Below are 18,956 nucleotides of genomic sequence, written 5' to 3'. Positions count from 1 at the left end.
TTTCGGGCCGGTGTCTGTCTGCGGGCTGTGTGTGGCTGGTCGCGCCGTTCCCCGCGCCCCTTAGGGGACTGGGGCTGGTCGTGCCCACGCGACGGAGCCGCACATGTCACACCCCCGCGCCCCGCAAGGACTGTGGCTGAGCTGAATTCTCCGGCTGCGGCGGACGACCTGAGGGGCGCGGGGAACTGCGCGAGCGAGCCAGCACGGTCCGCAGGCGGGAATCAGGGGCGCGGGGAACTGCGCGACCAGCTCCCACCGGCCCGCAGTCAAGGAACCGGCCGTGATCAAGGGGCGCGGGGAACTGCGCGCTCAGCCCCCACCGGTCCGCAGACGAAAACCAGGGGCGCAAGGGACTGCGCGACCAGCCGCACACGGCCCGCGGCCGAAACGCGCGCTCACCCCCCGCCCCGCCCCGCGAACACCGTCTCGATCCCCGCGATCACCACTCGCAGCCCCGCCTCGTAGCGCTCCTCGTACCCCCCGAAGAGGTCCGCGCCCGCCGCCGCGGCCAAGGGGTAGTCGCCCAGCCGGATCGCGCGGGCGTCGACGTCGAGGGGCTCGGGGCCCATTCCCTGTTCCTCGGCCACGAAGCCCATCGTGTAGGCGTACGCGGTCGTCCCGGCCAGCACCGCGTCGCTGACCGCGATGCCCGCCGCGTGCATCGCGGTCAGCAGCGCCTCCAGCGACTGGGCGTGGTCGGTGCCGGTGAAGCGGGCGCCCCCGTACACCTTCGCCCCGTCGCGGTAGCTCAGCAGCATGGCCCGCAACGCCCGGTTGAACGCGGCGAGTTGCTCCTGCCAGGGGGTGTCGGGGGTCACGCCCGGGACGCCGCCCGCCGCCATGCGGCGGTACATCACCGTCGCCATCTCGTCGAGCAGCGCCTGCTTGTTCTTGAAGTGCCAGTAGAGCGCGGGTGCCTGGACCTTCAGCTCCTTGGCGATCGCCCGGAGGGTGAGCCCGTCCAGGCCCACCTCGTTCAGGAGCCGCAGCGCGGTGTCGGTGACCTGCGCGCGGTCGATTCTCGTCGTAGCCACCTTGACAACTTAACACTGTTAAGCGGATGCTCCCGGCATGGCACTTAACAACGTTAAGCAAGCGCCCGGGTTCGCCGCCGACGTCCTCGTCGTCGGCGCCGGTCCCGCCGGGCTCGCCCTCGCGGTCGACCTCGCCCGGCGGGGCGTGTCCACGCTGCTCGTCGAGAAGTCCGACGCGCTCTTCCCCGGCTCGCGCGGCAAGGCCGTCCAGCCGCGCACCCTGGAGGTGCTGTACGACTTCGGGATCCTGGACGAGGTCCGGGCGGGCGGGTGCGAGTACCCGCGGATGCTCAACTGGGAGGGCCCGGACGGCACCGTACGCGGCCGTGAGTGGGACATCATGGAGTGCGCGGAGCCCACCGGGCAGACCCCGTTCCCCAACGCCCTGATGATCGGGCAGTCGCACCTCCAGGCGCTGCTCCACGACCATCTGCGCGGCCTCGGTGGCGAGGTCGTCTTCGAGGCCGAGCTGACCGGGCTCGACCAGGACGCGGACGCGGTCACGGCCCGGTTCGCGGACGGCCGCGAGGTCCGGGCCCGCTATCTGGTCGCGGCCGACGGCGGCAAGTCCACCGTGCGGCGGCTGCTCGGCGTCTCCATGCGCGGCGAGCGGGTCGACCCCAAGCCCATGCTGGTGGCCGATGTGATCCTCACCCCGGACGCGCCCGTCGACGAGGACCACTGGCACATGTGGCCGGGCGCGAGCGGCGGCGGCGCCTCGCTCTGCCCGCTGCCGGGCGTGCCCCGGCTGTTCCAGCTCTACGCGCAGTACGACGACGTGGACGCGGTGCCGGACGCCACTCCCGAGGGCGTACGGAAGCTGGCCGCCACCCGTACCCCGGTCACCGCCGACCAGATCGCCGAGGTCGTCTGGGCCTCGGAGTTCCGGCCGTGGGCGGCCCTGGCCGAGCGGTTCCGGGAAGGCCGGGTCTTCCTCGTCGGGGACGCCGCCCATGTGCACTCGCCGGCCGGCGCCCAGGGGCTCAACACCAGCGTCCAGGACGTCTACAACCTCGGCTGGAAGCTCGGCCAGGTGCTGCGGCACGGCGCGCCGGCCGAGCTGCTCGACACGTACGAGCAGGAGCGGCTGCCCGTCGCCGCCGACGTCCTCGGCATCAGCACCAGGCTGCACCGCGAGGCGAGGTTCGGGCAGCAGCCCCAGCGCGGCAACGAGGTCAAGCAGCTCGGCATCGGCTACCGCGGCGGCCCGCTCGCCTCGGGCCGCGCGGGCGCCCTGGAGCCCGGCGACCGCGCCCCCGACGGCGTCCTCCCGGAGGGCCGCCTCTTCGACCTCTTCCGGGGCCCGCACTTCACCCTGCTGGCCTTCGGCGCCGAGCCCCCGACGGACCTGGGCGACCAGGTCCACGTCCACGAACTGAGCCCGTACGCCACCTACGGCCGCGGCCTGTTCCTGATCCGCCCCGACGGCTACCTCGGCTGGGCGGGGGAGACGGCCGAGGGGCTGGGGGAGTACCTGGAGAGGACCGGGGCCGCCGCCGGGTGACCTACGCCGCCCTCGCCCGCCGCGCCGCCGCCCGGGCCCGTCGGGCCAGCTTCCGTACCGTCGCGTTGCGCGGGATGAAGGAGAGCTGGCCCGGGATGGCGCCCGGCAGGGCCAGGGTCGTCAGGCGGCGGCGTTTGAAGTAGCGCCAGGTGTGCGGGGTCAGATGGCGGGAGAGGTAGCGCTCGGCCGTGGGGCGCAGGTCGGGGCGGATCTCGGACTGCATCGCGTAGCCGACCGCCGCCACCAGCGCCGCCAGGTCGTGCGGCGGCTCGGGTGCCTCGCCCTCCAGCGGCGGCAGCAGCGCGTCCACCAGCGTCACCGGCACCCGGTTGCTGTTCTGGTACGGGGTGAGGCGGTCCAGGAGCAGATCGGTGCCGGTGCGGGCGACCGGGATGTCGTAGAACGCGGACGCGGTGAGCAGCGCGGTGGAGAAGCAGCCGACCACCAGGGCCGGGCGGATCCGCTCGTACAGCACCTCCGCCAGCAGCGGGGTCTCCAGGACCGTCAGTTCGACGCCCAGCGCCCGAGCCTCCGTGCGCAGCGTCTCGGACCAGGCGGGCGGCGCCGAGGGGTGCGGCTTGAAGACGATGCGGCGGTGGCCGCGCGCGGCGGCGCCCCGCACCATGGCGAGGTGCAGCCGCTCCTCCTCCGCCTCGGTGAGGATGGAGAGCGCGGCCAGGTACTGGCCGAGCAGCAGAGCCGCGCCCTCGGGCACGTCCAACTCGCTGTCCTGGGCGGCCAGTTCACTCACCACCTTGGTGAAGGCCGCCGTCGGGACCACCTCCGCGCGCACCCCGAACTCGCCGAGCAGCAGCGGCTCCAGGCCCGGCACCAGGTCCAGGTGCAGCACGCGCCGCACCCGCGAACCCACCAGCGGGTCCAGCTTGTTGCGGGTGGGGCCGTAGCTCATCAGCCCGTCCGCGTACACGTGCAGCGGCGCGTCCGGGAAGAGCTGGGCGATCGCGCCCGCCGGGTTGACCTGGATGGACTCGACGGCCAGCTCGATCCGGTCGTCCCCGAGGTCCCAGGCGCGCCGCAGCTGCCGCTCCCACAGTGGGACGTCGTCCGCGCGCGGCGCCCAGCCGCCCGGGTGCATCGGCGCGATGGTCTCGTTCCAGGAGAGCACCCCGTCGAAGCGCTCCCGCAGCGCCGCGAAGCCCGGCATCTCGTCGAGCGAGGGCGAGGTCTCCGGGACCGGGGCGTTGTTGCTGACCAGGAGCAGCCGCCGGTCGGCCGGGCCGAAGCAGTCGCTGTCGATCGCGGCGGCCAGCGTCGCCACCCCGTACAGCGTCGTCGCCAGGAAGATCTGAGTCGTACGCATCAGGCCGCGGCTCCCGCCGAGCCGAGGGAGGTCGTGCGTCCGCGCAGCCGCCGCAGCCGGGACGCGCGGCCCGAGTCCATCGAGTCGAGCGCCTCCTTGAGAATGTCCTGCGGCATCCTTTTCAGCGCTCCCGCACTCATTGTCCGCAGTTTCCGTGCCACGGCCGGTTCGAACCTTTCACTGTTTCCCAGGTGGTGGGAAATGATGGCGCAGTACGTCCGTACCGCCTTCGGCAGCAGTTCCGCGGAATTTGGATCTTGAGCTGTTTCCTCGATTACCTGGTCGAATGCCCGGATGAAATCGAGCTGGCGTACGTCACCGATCTGCGTCAGCGAAGTCGCCACTCCGCGCCGGTAGTAGACGCCGAGCAGACCCACCACCGCGAAGGATTCCGCCTCCCGGTGCAGCCGCCAGATCCACGGCCGGTCCTCGGCCGTGCGCAAACCGTCCGTGAAGTGCAGCAGACCCCGTTCCACCAGGCGCCGGTGGTAGATCCCGGCCCAGGCGAACGCGTAGTCCACCGAGGTCGAGCGGGTGGTCGGCAGGATCGCCGCGCGCGGGTCAAGCACCTCGCCGCGCCGCCCGTGCGGCACCCGCTGCACCGAGCGCTGGGTGCCGGTGCACTGCACGTGGTCGGTGCGCAGGAAGTCGCAGCCCAACTCCTCGATCTCCGCGACCAGTCGGGAGTAGTAGCCGGGCGCGAGCCAGTCGTCCCCGTCGAGGAAGGTGACGTACTCGCCGCGCGCCGCGTCGATGCCGGTGTTGCGCGCGGTGGCGAGACCGCCGTTCTTCTCGTGCCTGAGGACCACCGCCCCCGGCAGCTCGCGCTCCGCGCGGGCCAGGAGCGCGGCCGTACCGTCCGAGGAGCAGTCGTCGACCAGAAGGAACTCGAAGTCGTCACGCGCGTTGTCGCGCAGACTTCTCAGGGTGTCGGGGGCATAGGTCCGCACGTTGTAGAACGGCACGACCACGGAGAGCTTGACCACCCGGGTGACGCTAAGTGTCCCCGCGTCATTCGCCCTGTCCGTGCGAGGGATGTTGGGTGAACACTGGGCGACCGGCTTATTAACCGGTTCGCTTTGCGCGCTCTTTCTTCTTTCGTAGACGCGCTGTTAACCATCTGTTGCGGTCCAGTTGGGCCGCCAAACGGAATGGATTCCTAGCTTCTTCGACGTGCCATCACGTACGAACCCCACCGACACTCCGCCGCGGATCGCCGTTCTCGCCGATTCCGACACCCGGTGGAAATGGGGTGCCCTCACCGCCCGCCGGATCGCCGAGCGCACGCCCGAGCTCAGCGGCTTCCTGCTGCGCGGCCGGGCCACCCCCACCCCGCGCCAGCTCGCCGAGGTCGGCGTCGACGCCGACGCCCTGCGCGAGGTGACGATGGCCGCGTTCCTGCGGGCCGTCGAGCGCGAGCCGTACGACGTGGTGGTCCTCGCGCTGGTCGGCGGCGCGGCCCAGGCGGCCCTGCACGGCCTCGCCCGGCTGTGGCCGGCCGGCACCCGCAGGCCCGTCCTGGTCACCGGCTACGTCGGCGTCGTCTACGAGAAGCTCGCCGACGGCCTGCTGCTGCGCCACGGCGCCGACGTGGTCCTCGCCAACTCCCGGCACGACGCCGAGCGGTTCCGCGCGGTGTACGAGGGCGTGGGCGCCGACGCCTCGGCGGTGACCGAGGCCGCCCTGCCGTTCCTCGGGGGAGCGCCCTACCGGCCCGAGCCGGGCCGCGACACCGTCGTCTTCGCGGCCCAGCCGTCCGTGCCCGAGAGCCGCGCCGACCGCCTCTACCTGCTGCGGCGCCTGATCGCCCACGCCCGTCACCACCCCGACCGCGAGGTGCTGCTCAAGCTGCGCTCCAAGCCCGGCGAGCACACCACGCACATCGAGGAGCAGCCCTACCAGAAGCTCGCCCGCTCCCTCGATCCGCCGCCCAACTTCCGTCTGGTGTACGGGAACATGGGCGAGGTCCTGGACCGCACCGACCTGCTGGTCACGGTCTCCTCGACGGCCGCCCTGGAATCCCTGCACCGCTCGGTGCCCACCGCCGTCCTGACCGACCTGGGCGTGCGCGAGGGCCTCGGCAACCACCACTTCGTCGGCTCGGGCTGCCTCGCCTCCTGGGACCAGCTGGACGACGGCCACCGCCCGAGCCCCGACGCGGGCTGGCTCGCCGCCCAGGGAGTGGCCCCCGGCGACGCGTACGCCACCGCCTTCGACGCGGCCCGCGCCCGCATCGCGGAGCTCCTGGCCCGGCCCGGCCTGCCGCCCGTGCGCCCCTACTACACGCCCGCCACCGCGCCCGGCTATCTGCCCGGCATCCTCGCCCGCCACCACCTCGCCCCCGACGGCACCCCGCTGCCGGGCGCCGCACCCGAGGCGGAGGCCACCGGCGTACGCCGCCTGGTGCGCGACGCCGTACGGGACGCGGCCCGCGGGGCCTACCGCCACGGCGTGCAGCGCGTGGCCCCGGTCATCCGCCGGATGGGAGAACTCTGATGAACGACCGGCCTTCGACGAACGCGCGGCCCAAGGTCCTGGCCGTCATCCCGGCCCGGGGCGGCTCCAAGGGGGTCCCCGGCAAGAACCTCGCCGCGGTCGGCGGCGTCCCGCTGGTCGTCCGGGCCGTACGGGCCTGCCTCGCCGCGCGCCACGTCACCGACGTCGCCGTCTCCACGGACGACCCGGCGATCGCGGCCGCGGCCGCCGCGGCCGGCGCGCACGTCGTGGTGCGGCCCGCCGCGATCGCGGGGGACACCGCGACCAGCGAGGCGGCCGTGCTGCACGCCCTCGAAGGGCACGCGGACACCGACGTCGTCCTGCTGGTGCAGTGCACCAGTCCCTTCCTGACCCACGAGGACGTGGACGGGGTCGCCGCGGCCGTCGTCGTGGACGGCGCCGACACCGCCGTCACCGTCGCCCCCTTCCACGGCTTCGTCTGGCGCGACTCCGCACAGGAGGGCGGCGAGGGCCTGGGCCACGACAAGGCCTTCCGCCCGCGCCGCCAGGACCGCCCCCAGGACTTCCTGGAGACCGGCGCCGCCTACGCCATGGACGCCGACGGCTTCCGCACCCACCGGCACCGCTTCTTCGGACACACCGCGCTCGTACGGACCGATCCCGCGCGGGTCCTGGAGATCGACGACCCGCACGACCTGGCCCGCGCCCGTGCCCTCGCGCCGCTGCTCGACCCGGCCCGTACCCCCGAACACGCCGACGTCGACGCGGTCGTCCTCGACTTCGACGGCACCCAGACCGACGACCGGGTCCTCATCGACTCCGAGGGCCGCGAACTCGTCGCCGTGCACCGGGGCGACGGGCTCGGCGTCGCGGCCCTGCGCCGCGCCGGACTGAAGCTGCTGATCCTCTCCACCGAGCAGAACCCGGTGGTCGCCGCCCGCGCCCGCAAGCTCCGGATCCCCGTACTGCACGGCGTCGACCGCAAGGACCTCGCCCTCAAGCAGTGGTGCGAGGAGGCGGGGGTCGACCCGGCGCGGGTGCTCTACGCGGGCAACGACGTCAATGACCTGCCCTGCTTCTCCCTCGTCGGCTGGCCGGTCGCGGTCGCCGACGCCCACGACTCCGTGCGCGCCGCCGCGCGCGCGGTCACCGCCACCCCCGGCGGTGAGGGCGCGATCCGCGAGATCGCCGCCTGGCTCCTCGGACCCGAGCTCCACCACACCCCTTCGCTCCACAACTCCCCCGCCCAGTAAGGACACCCCCTCATGAGCAACCGTCTGCGCACCTTCGGCAGCCGTACCGCCGGACCGGGTCAGCCGGTGTACGTCACCGGTGAGATCGGCATCAACCACAACGGTGACCTGGGCAACGCCCTCGCCCTGATCGACGCCGCCGCCGACGCGGGCTGCGACGCGGTCAAGTTCCAGAAGCGCACCCCGGAGATCTGCACCCCGCGCGACCAGTGGGACATCGAGCGCGACACCCCGTGGGGCCGGATGACGTACATCGACTACCGCCACCGGGTGGAGTTCGGCGAGTCGGAGTACCGCACCATCGACGAGCACTGCAAGAAGCGCGGGATCGACTGGTTCGCCTCCCCGTGGGACACCGAGGCCGTCGCCTTCCTGGAGAAGTTCGACCTCCCGGCGCACAAGGTCGCCTCCGCCTCGCTCACCGACGACGAGCTGCTGCGCGCCCTGCGCGCCACCGGCCGTACCGTCATCCTCTCCACCGGCATGTCCACCCCGAAGCAGATCCGGCACGCCGTCGAGGTGCTCGGCAGCGACAACATCCTGCTCTGCCACGCCACCTCCACGTACCCGGCCAAGGCCGAGGAGCTCAACCTGCGGGTCATCAACAGCCTGATGGCCGAGTACCCCAACGTCCCGATCGGCTACAGCGGCCACGAGACGGGCCTGCAGACCACGCTGGCCGCCGTCGCCCTCGGCGCCGCGTTCGTCGAGCGCCACATCACCCTGGACCGCGCGATGTGGGGCTCCGACCAGGCTGCCTCCGTCGAGCCGGGCGGTCTGCAGCGCCTGGTCCGCGACATCCGCACCATCGAGGCCGCGCTCGGCGACGGCGTCAAGAAGGTGTACGAGTCGGAGCTCGCCCCGATGAAGAAGCTGCGCCGGGTCACCGGCGTCGTCGCCGAGGCCGAGGCGGCCGACGCCGACCGCGCGCCGGTCTCGGTCTGAGACGGCCGGCCGCCGTGCCTCGGGACACCTCCGCCACGATCGCCTTCGTGGAGAGCCCGGTCCAGCTGCTCAACGTGCTGGAGTGGGCCCATTCCACGCGCCCGTTGCTTAGGGCCTGTCCGGCGGATCTGGTCGCCCACAAGGTGCCCGACGCTTTCGGTGCTGGTGAGCGGGGGGCTGGTGCGTCCAGCTGCAAGGCGGAGGAGGGCGTCGACGCGGAGCGTCGGCAACCGACGACAACGCCGCAGATGGGCGTGCCAGCCCCCCGCGTCCCAGACAAGATCCGTCGGACAGGCCCTAACGGCGTGCCGGCCCAGCGGTCCGGGCCCCAGGACGCGGCGGCTGTCCACGACGACCTCACCGTCGTCGTCCTCTCGCCCACCGACCCGATGTCGCGCGGCCAGCTGCGCCGGATGGCGGAGCTGGCCCGCGAGGAGGGCATGCGGGTGCGCTGGGAGGAGGCGCGCGGCGGGCCCACCGCCCCGCTGCGCACCATCGGCGGGCTCTCCTCGCTGCTGCGCCGCGCCGACCGGATCGTCATCGGCGACCCGTTCTCGCGCTACGTCCAGCTGCTGCTGACCGTGGCCCGCGCCCGTGACCTGGTGGTCGTCGACGACGGCACCGCCACCATGGAGTTCGTCGCCCAACTGGGCAGCGGCGAGCGGCTGGTCCGCTGGCACCGGCGCGGCAGCCGGGCGGGGGCGCGCGATGTGCTCTTCGCCCCCTTCGCCGCCTCGGCGCGCCGCCGCCTCACCCCGTCGCGCGGGCGTACGGTCGAGGTGTTCAGTGCCATGCCCGTACAGGCCCCGGAGGCCGTCACGGTCACCTCCAACACCTTCGGCTGGACCCGGGCCCGGTTCGGCCCGCCGCGGATCACCAAGGGCGCCGACATGGTGGGCACTTCGCTGGTGGAGACGGGCGTGGTCGACCCGGACCGCTATCTGGAGGCGGTCGCGGCGCTGGCCCGCACCCACGGCGTGACCCGGTACTTCGCCCACCGCCGCGAGTCCCCCGAGAAGCTGCGCACCCTGCACGTGCGGACCGGCCTGGAGATCGTCCGGCCGGACCTGCCGCTCGAACTCATCGCCCGCCGAGGGCCCGTCGGGCGTACGATCCTCAGTTTTCCCTCCACGGTCGTGCACACCCTGCCGCCCGCCCTGGCGGGCACCGATGTGCGCCTGCTGGTCTGCGACATCGACCCCCGCTGGCTCACCGACAAGGCCTCCCCGCGCGCCCAGGGCTTCCTCGCGGACGTCACAGGCTCGGCCCGCGACGCCCACGGGCTGCGCATGGTCGCGGCGTGAGCGGGTGCCCGGGCCGGGGCGCCCCCGGGACCCCGGCGGCCCGTCCCCGCGCCCCGGCCTGAAACGGCGCTGAGAGCGCGCTGAGAGAACACTGCGAAACATCTGCGACACGCCTGAGAAACGGGCGGCGAGTTTACCCAGCCACCGAGGCCGACAACCGTCGGGCGGCCGGGTTTCTTTCCCCTATCGGGCTGAACTTTTGTTGATCGACGGTTAGTTGGCCCATGAAGGGGCCTACTCTTCAACAGGTGAACCAGTTGATGTCGCGCGCCTCCGACGAACCCGAAGCCGATCTGCCCGGGGAAGCCCCGCTGCCCGGGTTGCTCCCCGAGCCCCTGGGCGCCGAACTCATCGCCTTCCGCCGGGACTTGCACATGCACCCCGAGCTGGGAAACCAGGAGTTCCGCACCACCGCGGCGATCAAGAAGCGGCTGGAGGCGGCCGGGCTCAAGCCCCGGGTCCTCGACAGCGGGACCGGACTCCTGTGCGATGTCGGCACCTGGAAGGGGGGACGGCCCATGCTGGCGATCAGGGCGGACATCGACGCCCTGCCGATTCCGGACGCCAAAGTCAACACGCCGTACCGCTCGACCGTCCCCGATCGGGCGCATGCCTGCGGCCACGACATCCACACCACCACCGTGCTCGGCACCGGCCTCGTCCTGGCCGAGCTGGACCGGCAGGGCCTGCTGCCCAACCCGGTCCGGCTGGTCTTCCAGCCCGCCGAGGAGGTGCTGCCCGGCGGCGCCACCGACGCGATCCGGTCCGGCGCGCTCGACGGCGTGGGCAGGATCATCGCGGTGCACTGCGACCCGCGCGTCGACGCGGGCCGGATCGGGCTGCGGGCCGGGCCGATCACCTCGGCCTGCGACCGTCTGGAGATCACCCTGGACGGGCCCGGCGGCCACACCGCCCGCCCGCACCTGACCACCGACCTGGTCACCGCGGCCGCCCGGGTGGCCGTCGACGTGCCCGCGCTGCTCGCCCGCCGGATCGACGCCCGCGCCGGGCTCGCCGTCACCTGGGGGCGCATCGACGCCGGGCACGCCTGCAACGTCATCCCGATGCGCGCGGAGCTGGCCGGAACCGTGCGCTGCCTGGACCTGGACGCCTGGCGCGACGCGCCCGACAAGGTGCACGCCGCGATCGACGAGGTGGCCACTCTGCACGGCGCGAAGTCCGAGATCAACTACGTCCGCGGTGTGCCGCCGGTCGTCAACGATCCGGCGGTGGCCGAACTCCTGCGCGAGGCTCAGACGGCGCGCCGAGGGGCGGTCGCGATCGAGGACACCGAGCAGAGTCTGGGTGGCGAGGACTTTTCCTGGTACCTGGAGCACGTGCCGGGCGCGATGGCCCGCCTCGGCGTGCGCACACCGGGGTCCAACGCCCGTCTTGACCTGCATCGGGGTGATTTCGACGCCGATGAGGCCGCCATCAAGGTCGGAGTGGAGCTCTTCACTGCCGCAGCGCTGCTGGAAGGACACCGTTCGTAACCAGACACTTCATACTCTGTTCGCGGCGATTCGATAACGGCTTCCGAACAGGTCTTTACGCGACATCTACGCGCGTTACGATCCGACGCGAAACCAGCGCCGGTAGGGGCGCTCTCGGTTCGTTTTGAAGGGACCTCCTCGTGCGCCGGGTATCCAAGATCGCTGCGGCCGGTATCGCCACCGCCGCGCTCGCGCTTTCCGCCACCGCGTGTGGCAGCACGTCCTCCGAGAAGGACAAGGACACCTCCTCGTCGTCCAGCACGGGCGGCAAGGGCGTCAAGGTCGGTGTCGCGTACGACGTCGGCGGCCGTGGCGACCACTCGTTCAACGACTCCGCCGCGCGCGGCATCGACAAGGCCAAGGGCGAGTTCGGCGGTGAGATCAAGGAGCTGACCGCCAAGACCACGGACACCGAGGCCGACCGCGTCGAGCGCCTCACCCAGCTGGCCCAGGCGGGCTACAACCCGGTCGTCGGCATCGGCTACGCCTACGCCAACTCGATGAAGCAGGTCGCCGCCAAGTTCCCGAAGACCACCTTCGGCATCGTCGACTCGGTCGTCGAGGGCGCGCCCAACGTCGACAACATCGTCTTCACCGAGGAGCAGGGCTCCTACCTCGCGGGCGTCGCCGCCGCGCTGAAGTCGAAGACGGGCCACATCGGCTTCATCGGCGGTGTCGACGTTCCGCTGATCAAGAAGTTCGAGGCGGGCTTCGTCCAGGGCGTCAAGGACACCAAGCCCTCGGCCGACGTCAAGCCCCAGTACCTCTCGCACGGCTCGGACACCTCCGGCTTCGCCAGCCCCGACAAGGGCAAGGCTGCCGCGCAGGGCATGCTCGACAGCAACATCGACGTCATCTACACGGCCGCCGGCTCCTCCGGCAACGGCGCCATCGAGGCCGTCGCGGGCAAGAAGGGCACCTGGGCGATCGGCGTCGACTCCGACCAGTACAACCAGGCCTCGCTGGACAAGTACAAGGCCTCGATCCTGACCTCGGTCGTCAAGAACGTCGACATCGGCGTCTACGACCTGATCAAGTCGGTCAAGGACGGCAAGCCGCTGACCGGCACCAACAGCTACCCGCTGGCCAAGGACGGCGTGTCCCTCGCCACCAGCGGCGGCTTCATCGACGACATCAAGCCGCAGCTCGACGCGGCCAAGAAGAAGATCGTCGACGGCCAGATCAAGGTCAAGACGACCCCGTGATCCACGCCGTGACCCGGCCCCGTCAGCGGGGCCGGACCACGTCACGGCGCTGAAGCAGTGACGGGCTCGGCGGGGAGGGAGAGCCCCCTCCCCGCCGAGCCCATAACGATGTGTCAACTCTACGCGCGTAGGCGGGAGTTGGCGCGCTAGCGTCACCACGCCCTCTGCCCCCACCCCCCTCCTTCTCGTAGGAGAGTGCGCCATCAACGCGTCCAGCCCTCCCGCCGTCGAACTGCGCGGCATCACCAAACGATTCCCCGGCGTCGTCGCCAACAAGGACATCGACATCACCGTCAAGAAGGGCACCGTCCATGCCCTCTGCGGTGAGAACGGTGCCGGCAAGTCGACCCTGATGAAGATCCTCTACGGCATGCAGAAGCCGGACGAGGGAACCATCACCGTCGACGGCGAGCAGGCGGTCTTCCACAGCCCCGCCGACGCCATCGCGCGCGGAATCGGCATGGTGCACCAGCACTTCATGCTCGCCGACAACCTCACCGTCCTGGAGAACGTGGTCCTCGGCGGCGAGAAGCTGTACGGCATCGGTGCCAAGGCCCGCAAGAAGATCAAGGAGATCTCGGACGCGTACGGCCTGGGCGTCCGTCCCGACGCGGTCGTCGAGGACCTGGGCGTCGCCGACCGCCAGCGCGTGGAGATCCTCAAGGTCCTCTACCGCGGCGCCCGCACCCTGATCCTCGACGAGCCGACGGCCGTCCTGGTCCCGCAGGAGGTCGAGGCGCTCTTCGACAACCTGCGCGAGCTCAAGGCCGAGGGCCTGACCGTCATCTTCATCTCCCACAAGCTGGGCGAGGTGCTCTCGGTCGCCGACGACATCACCGTCATCCGGCGCGGCACCACGGTCGGCACCGCCGACCCGAAGAACACGACCACCAAGCAGCTCGCCGAGCTGATGGTCGGCAGCGAGCTCCCGTCCCCGGAGACCCGCGAGTCGACCGTCACCGACGTGCCGATGCTCAAGGTGGACGAGCTCAAGCTGGCCGCCACCGACCCCGACGGCGTGGTCCGCGAGGTGCTCTCCGGAGTGTCCTTCACCATCCACAAGGGCGAGGTGCTCGGCATCGCCGGTGTCGAGGGCAACGGCCAGGCCGAGCTCGTCGAGGCCATCATGGGCATGCGCGACCCGGACGGCGGTGTCATCACCCTCGACGCCGCGGACATCTCGCACGCGCCCACCCGCAAGCGCCGCGAGGGCGGCATCGGGTACATCCCCGAGGACCGCCACCGCCACGGCCTGCTCCTGGAGGCCCCCCTCTGGGAGAACCGCGTCCTCGGCCACGTCACCGAGCGCCCCAACTCCAAGGGCGGGCTGCTCGACAACAAGGCCGCGCGAGCGGACACCGAGCGCATCGTGCGCGAGTACGACGTGCGCACCCCGGGCATCGAGGTCACCGCGGCCTCGCTCTCCGGCGGCAACCAGCAGAAGCTGATCGTCGGCCGCGAGATGAGCCACAACCCCAAGCTCCTGATCGCCGCGCACCCCACCCGGGGCGTGGACGTGGGCGCACAGGCGCAGATCTGGGACCAGATCCGCCAGGCCCGCCGCGAGGGCCTCGCGGTGCTGCTGATCTCCGCCGACCTGGACGAGCTGATCGGCCTGTCCGACACCCTGCGGGTGATGTACCGCGGCCGCCTGGTCGCCGACGCCGACCCCGCCACGATCACCCCTGAGGAGCTGGGCTCCGCCATGACCGGCGCCGCCGCCGGCCATCTGGAGCACCACGACAGCACCGGGGGAGAGGACCGATGAAAAAGTTCACCCAGCGCATCGACAAGGAGAAGCTGCTCCTCGCGATCGCGGCCCCCGTGCTCGCGGTGGTGGCGGCGCTCGTCGTCACCGCCCTGGTCATTCTGGCCACCGGCAAGAACCCGATGCCCGCCTTCGACGACATGCTGTCGTACGGCTCCGCCAGCGACAGCCAGGTCTACATCCTCAACAAGGCGACGACGTACTACCTCGCGGGCATCGCGGTGGCCGTCGGCTTCCGGATGAACCTCTTCAACATCGGTGTGGACGGCCAGTACCGCATCGCGGCCTTCCTCGCCGCCGTCATCGGCGGCGCGGTCTCCCTGCCGGGCATCGTCGCCATCCCGCTGATGATCCTCGCGGCGATGGTGACGGGCGCCCTGTGGGCGGCCATCGCGGGCGTCCTCAAGGTCACCCGGGGCGTCAGCGAGGTCATCTCGACCATCATGCTGAATGCCATCGCGACCGCGATCATCGCCTATCTGCTCCAGCCCGAGCGGCTCGGCCAGCTCGACCAGGCGGGCACGCTCGTCTCCACCAAGCCGCTGCCCCACAGCTCCTGGTTCTTCACCATCGACAACGGTGACGCCGGCCAGATCTGGGGCTTCGTCGTCATCGCGGTGCTCGTCGGCCTGGCCTACTGGTTCGTGCTCGGCCGCACCCGCTTCGGCTTCGACCTGCGGGCCGTCGGCCAGTCCGAGTCCGCCGCCGCGGCCAGCGGTGCCAACGTCAAGAAGATGATCGTCACCAGCATGATCATCTCGGGTGCGGTGGCCGGTCTGGTCGGTCTGCCGACGCTGCTCAACGACAGCCACCAGTTCGACAACAGCTTCCCGCTCGGCCTCGGCTTCACCGGTATCGCCGTCGCGCTGCTCGGCCGCAACCACCCGGTGGGCGTCGCGCTCGCCGCGCTGGTCTGGGGCTACCTGGAGCGCACCACCGGCCACTTCGAAGTGATCGGCTACGACAAGGAGATCCTCGGCGTGATCCAGGGCGTCATCGTCCTGTGCGTCGTGATCGCGTACGAAGTCGTCCGCCGCTACGGCCTCAAGCGCCAGCAGCAGCGCGTCGGCGCCGAGCTCGCGGCCCTGGCCGCCAAGAAGCAGGAGGTGACGGCATGAGCGTCACGACGACCCCCGCCAAGACCCCGCCGCCCCCGGCCGGGCTCAAGGGCAACGCCAAGCGCAAGTTCTCCCTGGCGCAGATCCTGCTGATCATCGCGGGCGCGCTGATCCTGGTCTCCGCCGTGCGCGTCATCACCGGCGCCGACCAGCTGACCTCCACGGGCCAGATCAGCGCGGCCCTCGGCCTCGCGGTGCCGATCGGCCTCGCGGGTCTCGCGGGCCTGTGGTCCGAGCGGGCCGGCGTGGTCAACATCGGCCTCGAAGGCATGATGGTCCTCGGCACGTTCGGCGCCGGCTGGGTCGGCTGGCAGGCCAGCCCCTGGCTCGGCCTGCTCGCCGGCATCGGCTTCGGCGTCCTGGGCGGCCTCGTCCACGCGGTGGCCACCGTCACCTTCGGCGTCGACCACATCGTCTCCGGTGTGGCCGTCAACCTGCTGGCGGTCGGCGCCACGCAGTACATGGCGAAGCTCTTCTTCAACGAGGGCGACGCGGCGGCCAAGGGCGGCAACCCCAAGCAGTCGCCGCCCGCCGAATCCCTGCCCGGCTTCACGGTCCCGGGCCTGTCCTCCGGCCTGGAGTCGATCCAGAAGCACCACTGGTTCCTGATCTCCGACCTCGCCGGGATCCTCGGCGGTCTGGTCACCAACGTCTCCTGGGTGACGGTCATCGCGGTGCTGCTCTTCGTGGGCACCTGGTGGGTGCTGTGGAAGAGCGCGTTCGGCCTGCGGCTGCGCTCCTGCGGCGAGAACCCGATCGCCGCCGAGTCCCTCGGCGTCAACGTGTACACGTACAAGTACGCGGCGGTCGCCGTCTCCGGCGGTCTCGCCGGTCTCGGCGGTGCCTTCCTGGCGCTGGTCACCTCGCACATCTACCTGGAGGGCCAGACCGGCGGCCGCGGCTACATCGGCCTCGCCGCGATGATCTTCGGCAACTGGCGGCCGGGCGGACTCGCCATGGGCGCCGGCCTGTTCGGCTTCTCCGACGCGCTCCAGCTGCGCAACGGCGGCACCACCGTCCACGCCCTGCTGCTCCTGCTCGTGGTCCTGCTTGTCGCCCTGGCCGCCTGGAAGGCGTACAAGAAGGCCGTGCTCCAGGCCGTCATCAGCGCGGTCCTGGCCGCCGCGATCCTGGTCTGGTACCTGGTCACCGACGACGTGCCCGGCGACTTCGTCGGCGCCACGCCGTACGTGGTCACCCTGCTCGTGCTCTCGCTCTCCGCGCAGCGCCTGCGGATGCCCAAGGCCGACGGCATGCGCTACCGCAAGGGCCAGGGCAAGTGACGCCGGACGCCCCCGGCAGCTGCGCCGTCGACTGGGAGGCCCTGCGCGAGGCGGCCCGGGACGCCATGTCCCGGGCGTACGCCCCGTACTCGGGCTACCCGGTCGGCGCGGCGGCGCTCGTCGACGACGGGCGCACGGTCACCGGCTGCAACGTCGAGAACGCCTCGTACGGCCTGGCGCTGTGCGCCGAGTGCGGCCTCGTCTCGGCGCTGCGGCTCGGCGGCGGCGGCCGGCTGACGCACTTCGTGTGCGTGGACGGCCACGGCGCCGTGCTGGTGCCCTGCGGCCGCTGCCGGCAGCTGCTGTACGAGCACGGCGGACCGGAGCTGCTCGTGGAGACCCCGGACGGGATCCTGCCGCTCTCCGCGATGCTGCCGCAGGCCTTCGGGCCGGACCACCTCAAGCAGCCGCTCAAGTAACCACCGCGGCCCCTCCGTTGCTGATCAGCGAAGGAGGGGCCGCACCCGTCAGCCCTCTCTATGCGCGTAGAGTCGCGTGTACCGTACGGACGAACCGCACTTGCCGGAAGGAATGCCATGGACGTCATCTCCGTCATCCGCACCAAGCGAGACCGGGGCGAGCTGAGCCCGGAGCAGATCGACTGGGTCATCGACGCCTACACCCGCGGTGTGGTCGCCGACGAGCAGATGTCGGCCCTCGCCATGGCGATCCTGCTCAACGGCATGAACCGTACGGAGATCGCCCGCTGGACCGCCGCGATGATCGCGTCCGGCGAGCGCATGAACTTCGACGCGCTCTCGCGCCCCACCGCCGACAAGCACTCCACCGGCGGCGTCGGCGACAAGATCACGCTGCCGCTCGCCCCGCTGGTCGCCGCGTGCGGCGCGGCCGTGCCGCAGCTCTCCGGCCGGGGCCTCGGCCACACCGGCGGCACCCTCGACAAGCTGGAGTCCATCCCCGGCTGGCGCGCCCTGCTCTCCAACGAGGAGATGCTGAACGTCCTGGACACCACCGGCGCGGTCATCTGCGCGGCGGGCGACGGCCTGGCCCCCGCCGACAAGAAGCTGTACGCGCTGCGCGACGTCACCGGCACCGTCGAGGCGATCCCGCTGATCGCCAGCTCCATCATGTCGAAGAAGATCGCCGAGGGCACCGGCTCGCTGGTCCTCGACGTCAAGGTCGGCACCGGCGCCTTCATGAAGACCATCGAGGACGCCCGCGAGCTCGCCTCCACCATGGTCGCCCTCGGCACCGACAGCGGCGTCAAGACCGTCGCGCTGCTCACCGACATGTCCACCCCGCTGGGCCTCACCGCGGGCAACGCCCTGGAGGTCCGCGAGTCCGTCGAGGTCCTCGCGGGCGGCGGCCCCCAGGACGTCGTCGACCTCACCCTGGCGCTCGCCCGCGAGATGCTGGACGCGGCCGGGATCAAGGACGCCGACCCCGAGAAGGCGCTCGCCGACGGCTCGGCCATGGACGTCTGGCGCCGGATGATCGCGGCCCAGGGCGGCGACCCGGACGCCACCCTGCCGGTCGCCCGCGAGCAGCACGTCGTCACCGCCCCGCGGTCGGGCGTGCTGACCCGCCTCGACGCGTACGACATCGGCGTCGCCGCCTGGCGCCTGGGCGCCGGCCGGGCCCGCAAGGAGGACCCGGTGCAGGCGGGCGCGGGCGTCGAGCTGCACGCCAAGCCGGGCGACACGGTGACGGCGGGTCAGCCGCTGCTCACCCTGCACACGGACACGCCGGAGAAGTTCGAGTACGCCCTCCAGACGCTGGGCGCCTCGTACGACATCGCCCCGGCGGGCACGTCGTTCACCGCGAACCCGATCGTCCTCGACCGGATCGCCTGACGCCTCCGCACCACCCCGCAGACCCGCACTCGGCCGATGACTTTCCCGGCCGGGGCGGGTCTGTTCCGTGTGACCCCCACCGAACCCGCCCACCTGGTCGTCCCCGCCCCCGTCACCCTCGCCGACGTACCACCGCTCTGCGAGCGGTTGCGGGAGCTGTACGCGGCCGGGGCGCGGGAGGTGGTGTGCGACCTGCGGGAGCTGGTACGGGCCGACCTGGCGGCGGTGGAGGCGGTGGCCCGCCTACGCCTGACCGCGCACCGGGCGGGCGGGCGCCTCTCGATACGGAACGCGGGGCCGGGGTTGGTGGCGTTGCTGCACCTCGCGGGCCTGGCGGAGCTTCTCTAGGACCCGGTCTTCGTCTGCGGGTTGTCTGTGGCTGGTCGCGCCCACGCGGCGGAGCCGCAAATCGATACAGCCCCGCGCCCCTTAGGTAGTGGGCCGCAGCCGGAGAACT

At 71.8% G+C, this 18,956-nt stretch carries 16 protein-coding genes; 13 read left to right on the top strand and 3 right to left on the bottom strand.

Features of this window, described 5'->3' with window-relative positions:
* Nucleotides 1–395 precede the first annotated feature (395 nt).
* Nucleotides 396–1,034, bottom strand: a complete 639-nt coding sequence (locus QIY60_RS09000) for a TetR/AcrR family transcriptional regulator C-terminal domain-containing protein (protein ID WP_283141940.1) — start codon at nucleotides 1,032–1,034, stop codon at nucleotides 396–398.
* Nucleotides 1,035–1,071: 37 nt separating this feature from the next.
* Here QIY60_RS09000 and QIY60_RS08995 point away from each other — a divergent pair, with 37 nt between their 5' ends.
* Nucleotides 1,072–2,538, top strand: coding sequence for an FAD-dependent oxidoreductase (locus tag QIY60_RS08995; protein WP_283141939.1), 1,467 nt, complete (start codon nucleotides 1,072–1,074; stop codon nucleotides 2,536–2,538).
* Nucleotide 2,539: 1 nt separating this feature from the next.
* Here QIY60_RS08995 and QIY60_RS08990 read toward each other — a convergent pair whose 3' ends face one another.
* Nucleotides 2,540–3,859, bottom strand: coding sequence for an alpha-2,8-polysialyltransferase family protein (locus QIY60_RS08990; protein ID WP_283141938.1), 1,320 nt, complete (start codon nucleotides 3,857–3,859; stop codon nucleotides 2,540–2,542).
* Nucleotides 3,859–4,845: a glycosyltransferase family 2 protein gene (locus QIY60_RS08985; protein WP_283141937.1), complete on the bottom strand. Its 987-nt coding sequence runs from the start codon at nucleotides 4,843–4,845 to the stop codon at nucleotides 3,859–3,861. Before QIY60_RS08985 ends, QIY60_RS08990 begins: the two co-directional genes overlap by 1 nt.
* A 187-nt stretch (nucleotides 4,846–5,032) precedes the next feature.
* On the opposite strand from QIY60_RS08985, the gene QIY60_RS08980 reads away from it, so the two are divergent.
* From QIY60_RS08980 to QIY60_RS08925, 12 genes are all read left to right on the top strand, one after another.
* Complete coding sequence (locus tag QIY60_RS08980; RefSeq protein WP_283141936.1) at nucleotides 5,033–6,355, top strand: DUF6716 putative glycosyltransferase; 1,323 nt, start codon at nucleotides 5,033–5,035, stop codon at nucleotides 6,353–6,355.
* Nucleotides 6,355–7,569 (top strand): acylneuraminate cytidylyltransferase, encoded by a 1,215-nt coding sequence (locus QIY60_RS08975; RefSeq protein ID WP_283141935.1) that lies wholly within the window; start codon nucleotides 6,355–6,357, stop codon nucleotides 7,567–7,569. Before QIY60_RS08980 ends, QIY60_RS08975 begins: the two co-directional genes overlap by 1 nt.
* A 12-nt stretch (nucleotides 7,570–7,581) precedes the next feature.
* Entirely contained in the window at nucleotides 7,582–8,514 is a 933-nt protein-coding gene (locus tag QIY60_RS08970; protein ID WP_101389730.1) for an N-acetylneuraminate synthase family protein, read from the top strand.
* A gap of 14 nt (nucleotides 8,515–8,528) precedes the next feature.
* Complete coding sequence (locus QIY60_RS08965; RefSeq protein WP_283141934.1) at nucleotides 8,529–9,818, top strand: hypothetical protein; 1,290 nt, start codon at nucleotides 8,529–8,531, stop codon at nucleotides 9,816–9,818.
* A 260-nt stretch (nucleotides 9,819–10,078) separates the two neighbouring features.
* The gene (locus tag QIY60_RS08960; protein WP_283145868.1) at nucleotides 10,079–11,311 is read left to right on the top strand and encodes an amidohydrolase; all 1,233 of its coding nucleotides are present in this window, start codon (nucleotides 10,079–10,081) and stop codon (nucleotides 11,309–11,311) included.
* A gap of 140 nt (nucleotides 11,312–11,451) precedes the next feature.
* Entirely contained in the window at nucleotides 11,452–12,516 is a 1,065-nt protein-coding gene (locus QIY60_RS08955; RefSeq protein WP_283141933.1) for a BMP family ABC transporter substrate-binding protein, read from the top strand.
* A 232-nt stretch (nucleotides 12,517–12,748) separates the two neighbouring features.
* The gene (locus QIY60_RS08950; protein ID WP_283145867.1) at nucleotides 12,749–14,284 is read left to right on the top strand and encodes an ABC transporter ATP-binding protein; all 1,536 of its coding nucleotides are present in this window, start codon (nucleotides 12,749–12,751) and stop codon (nucleotides 14,282–14,284) included.
* Nucleotides 14,281–15,402 (top strand): ABC transporter permease, encoded by a 1,122-nt coding sequence (locus QIY60_RS08945; RefSeq protein WP_283141932.1) that lies wholly within the window; start codon nucleotides 14,281–14,283, stop codon nucleotides 15,400–15,402. The genes QIY60_RS08950 and QIY60_RS08945 overlap by 4 nt, the downstream gene beginning before the upstream one ends.
* Nucleotides 15,399–16,685 carry an ABC transporter permease gene (locus tag QIY60_RS08940; protein ID WP_283141931.1) on the top strand — a complete coding sequence of 429 codons (1,287 nt, stop codon included), beginning with the start codon at nucleotides 15,399–15,401 and terminating at the stop codon, nucleotides 16,683–16,685. The genes QIY60_RS08945 and QIY60_RS08940 overlap by 4 nt, the downstream gene beginning before the upstream one ends.
* Complete coding sequence (locus QIY60_RS08935) at nucleotides 16,682–17,104, top strand: cytidine deaminase (RefSeq protein ID WP_283141930.1); 423 nt, start codon at nucleotides 16,682–16,684, stop codon at nucleotides 17,102–17,104. The genes QIY60_RS08940 and QIY60_RS08935 overlap by 4 nt, the downstream gene beginning before the upstream one ends.
* A gap of 117 nt (nucleotides 17,105–17,221) precedes the next feature.
* Nucleotides 17,222–18,499, top strand: coding sequence for a thymidine phosphorylase (locus QIY60_RS08930; protein ID WP_283141929.1), 1,278 nt, complete (start codon nucleotides 17,222–17,224; stop codon nucleotides 18,497–18,499).
* Nucleotides 18,500–18,535: 36 nt separating this feature from the next.
* Nucleotides 18,536–18,847: an STAS domain-containing protein gene (locus QIY60_RS08925; protein WP_283141928.1), complete on the top strand. Its 312-nt coding sequence runs from the start codon at nucleotides 18,536–18,538 to the stop codon at nucleotides 18,845–18,847.
* Nucleotides 18,848–18,956: the final 109 nt, after the last annotated feature.

Origin of the sequence: Streptomyces sp. BPTC-684, assembly GCF_030028635.1 — a bacterium.
In the GTDB taxonomy this organism is placed as follows: domain Bacteria; phylum Actinomycetota; class Actinomycetes; order Streptomycetales; family Streptomycetaceae; genus Streptomyces; species Streptomyces noboritoensis.
The sequence above is the reverse complement of the archived record's forward strand: the minus strand, read 5'-3'. Positions and strand labels throughout refer to the sequence as shown.

What these genes read in the sequence shown, in the direction of transcription:
- QIY60_RS08995 (WP_283141939.1), top strand. Translation starts at nt 1,072, where the DNA reads ATGGCACTTAACAACGTTAAGCAAGCGCCCGGGTTCGCCGCCGACGTC.
- QIY60_RS08990 (WP_283141938.1), bottom strand. Translation starts at nt 3,859, where the DNA reads ATGCGTACGACTCAGATCTTCCTGGCGACGACGCTGTACGGGGTGGCG.
- QIY60_RS08975 (WP_283141935.1), top strand. Translation starts at nt 6,355, where the DNA reads ATGAACGACCGGCCTTCGACGAACGCGCGGCCCAAGGTCCTGGCCGTC.
- QIY60_RS08970 (WP_101389730.1), top strand. Translation starts at nt 7,582, where the DNA reads ATGAGCAACCGTCTGCGCACCTTCGGCAGCCGTACCGCCGGACCGGGT.
- QIY60_RS08960 (WP_283145868.1), top strand. Translation starts at nt 10,079, where the DNA reads ATGTCGCGCGCCTCCGACGAACCCGAAGCCGATCTGCCCGGGGAAGCC.
- QIY60_RS08945 (WP_283141932.1), top strand. Translation starts at nt 14,281, where the DNA reads ATGAAAAAGTTCACCCAGCGCATCGACAAGGAGAAGCTGCTCCTCGCG.
- QIY60_RS08940 (WP_283141931.1), top strand. Translation starts at nt 15,399, where the DNA reads ATGAGCGTCACGACGACCCCCGCCAAGACCCCGCCGCCCCCGGCCGGG.
- QIY60_RS08930 (WP_283141929.1), top strand. Translation starts at nt 17,222, where the DNA reads ATGGACGTCATCTCCGTCATCCGCACCAAGCGAGACCGGGGCGAGCTG.
- QIY60_RS08925 (WP_283141928.1), top strand. Translation starts at nt 18,536, where the DNA reads ATGACTTTCCCGGCCGGGGCGGGTCTGTTCCGTGTGACCCCCACCGAA.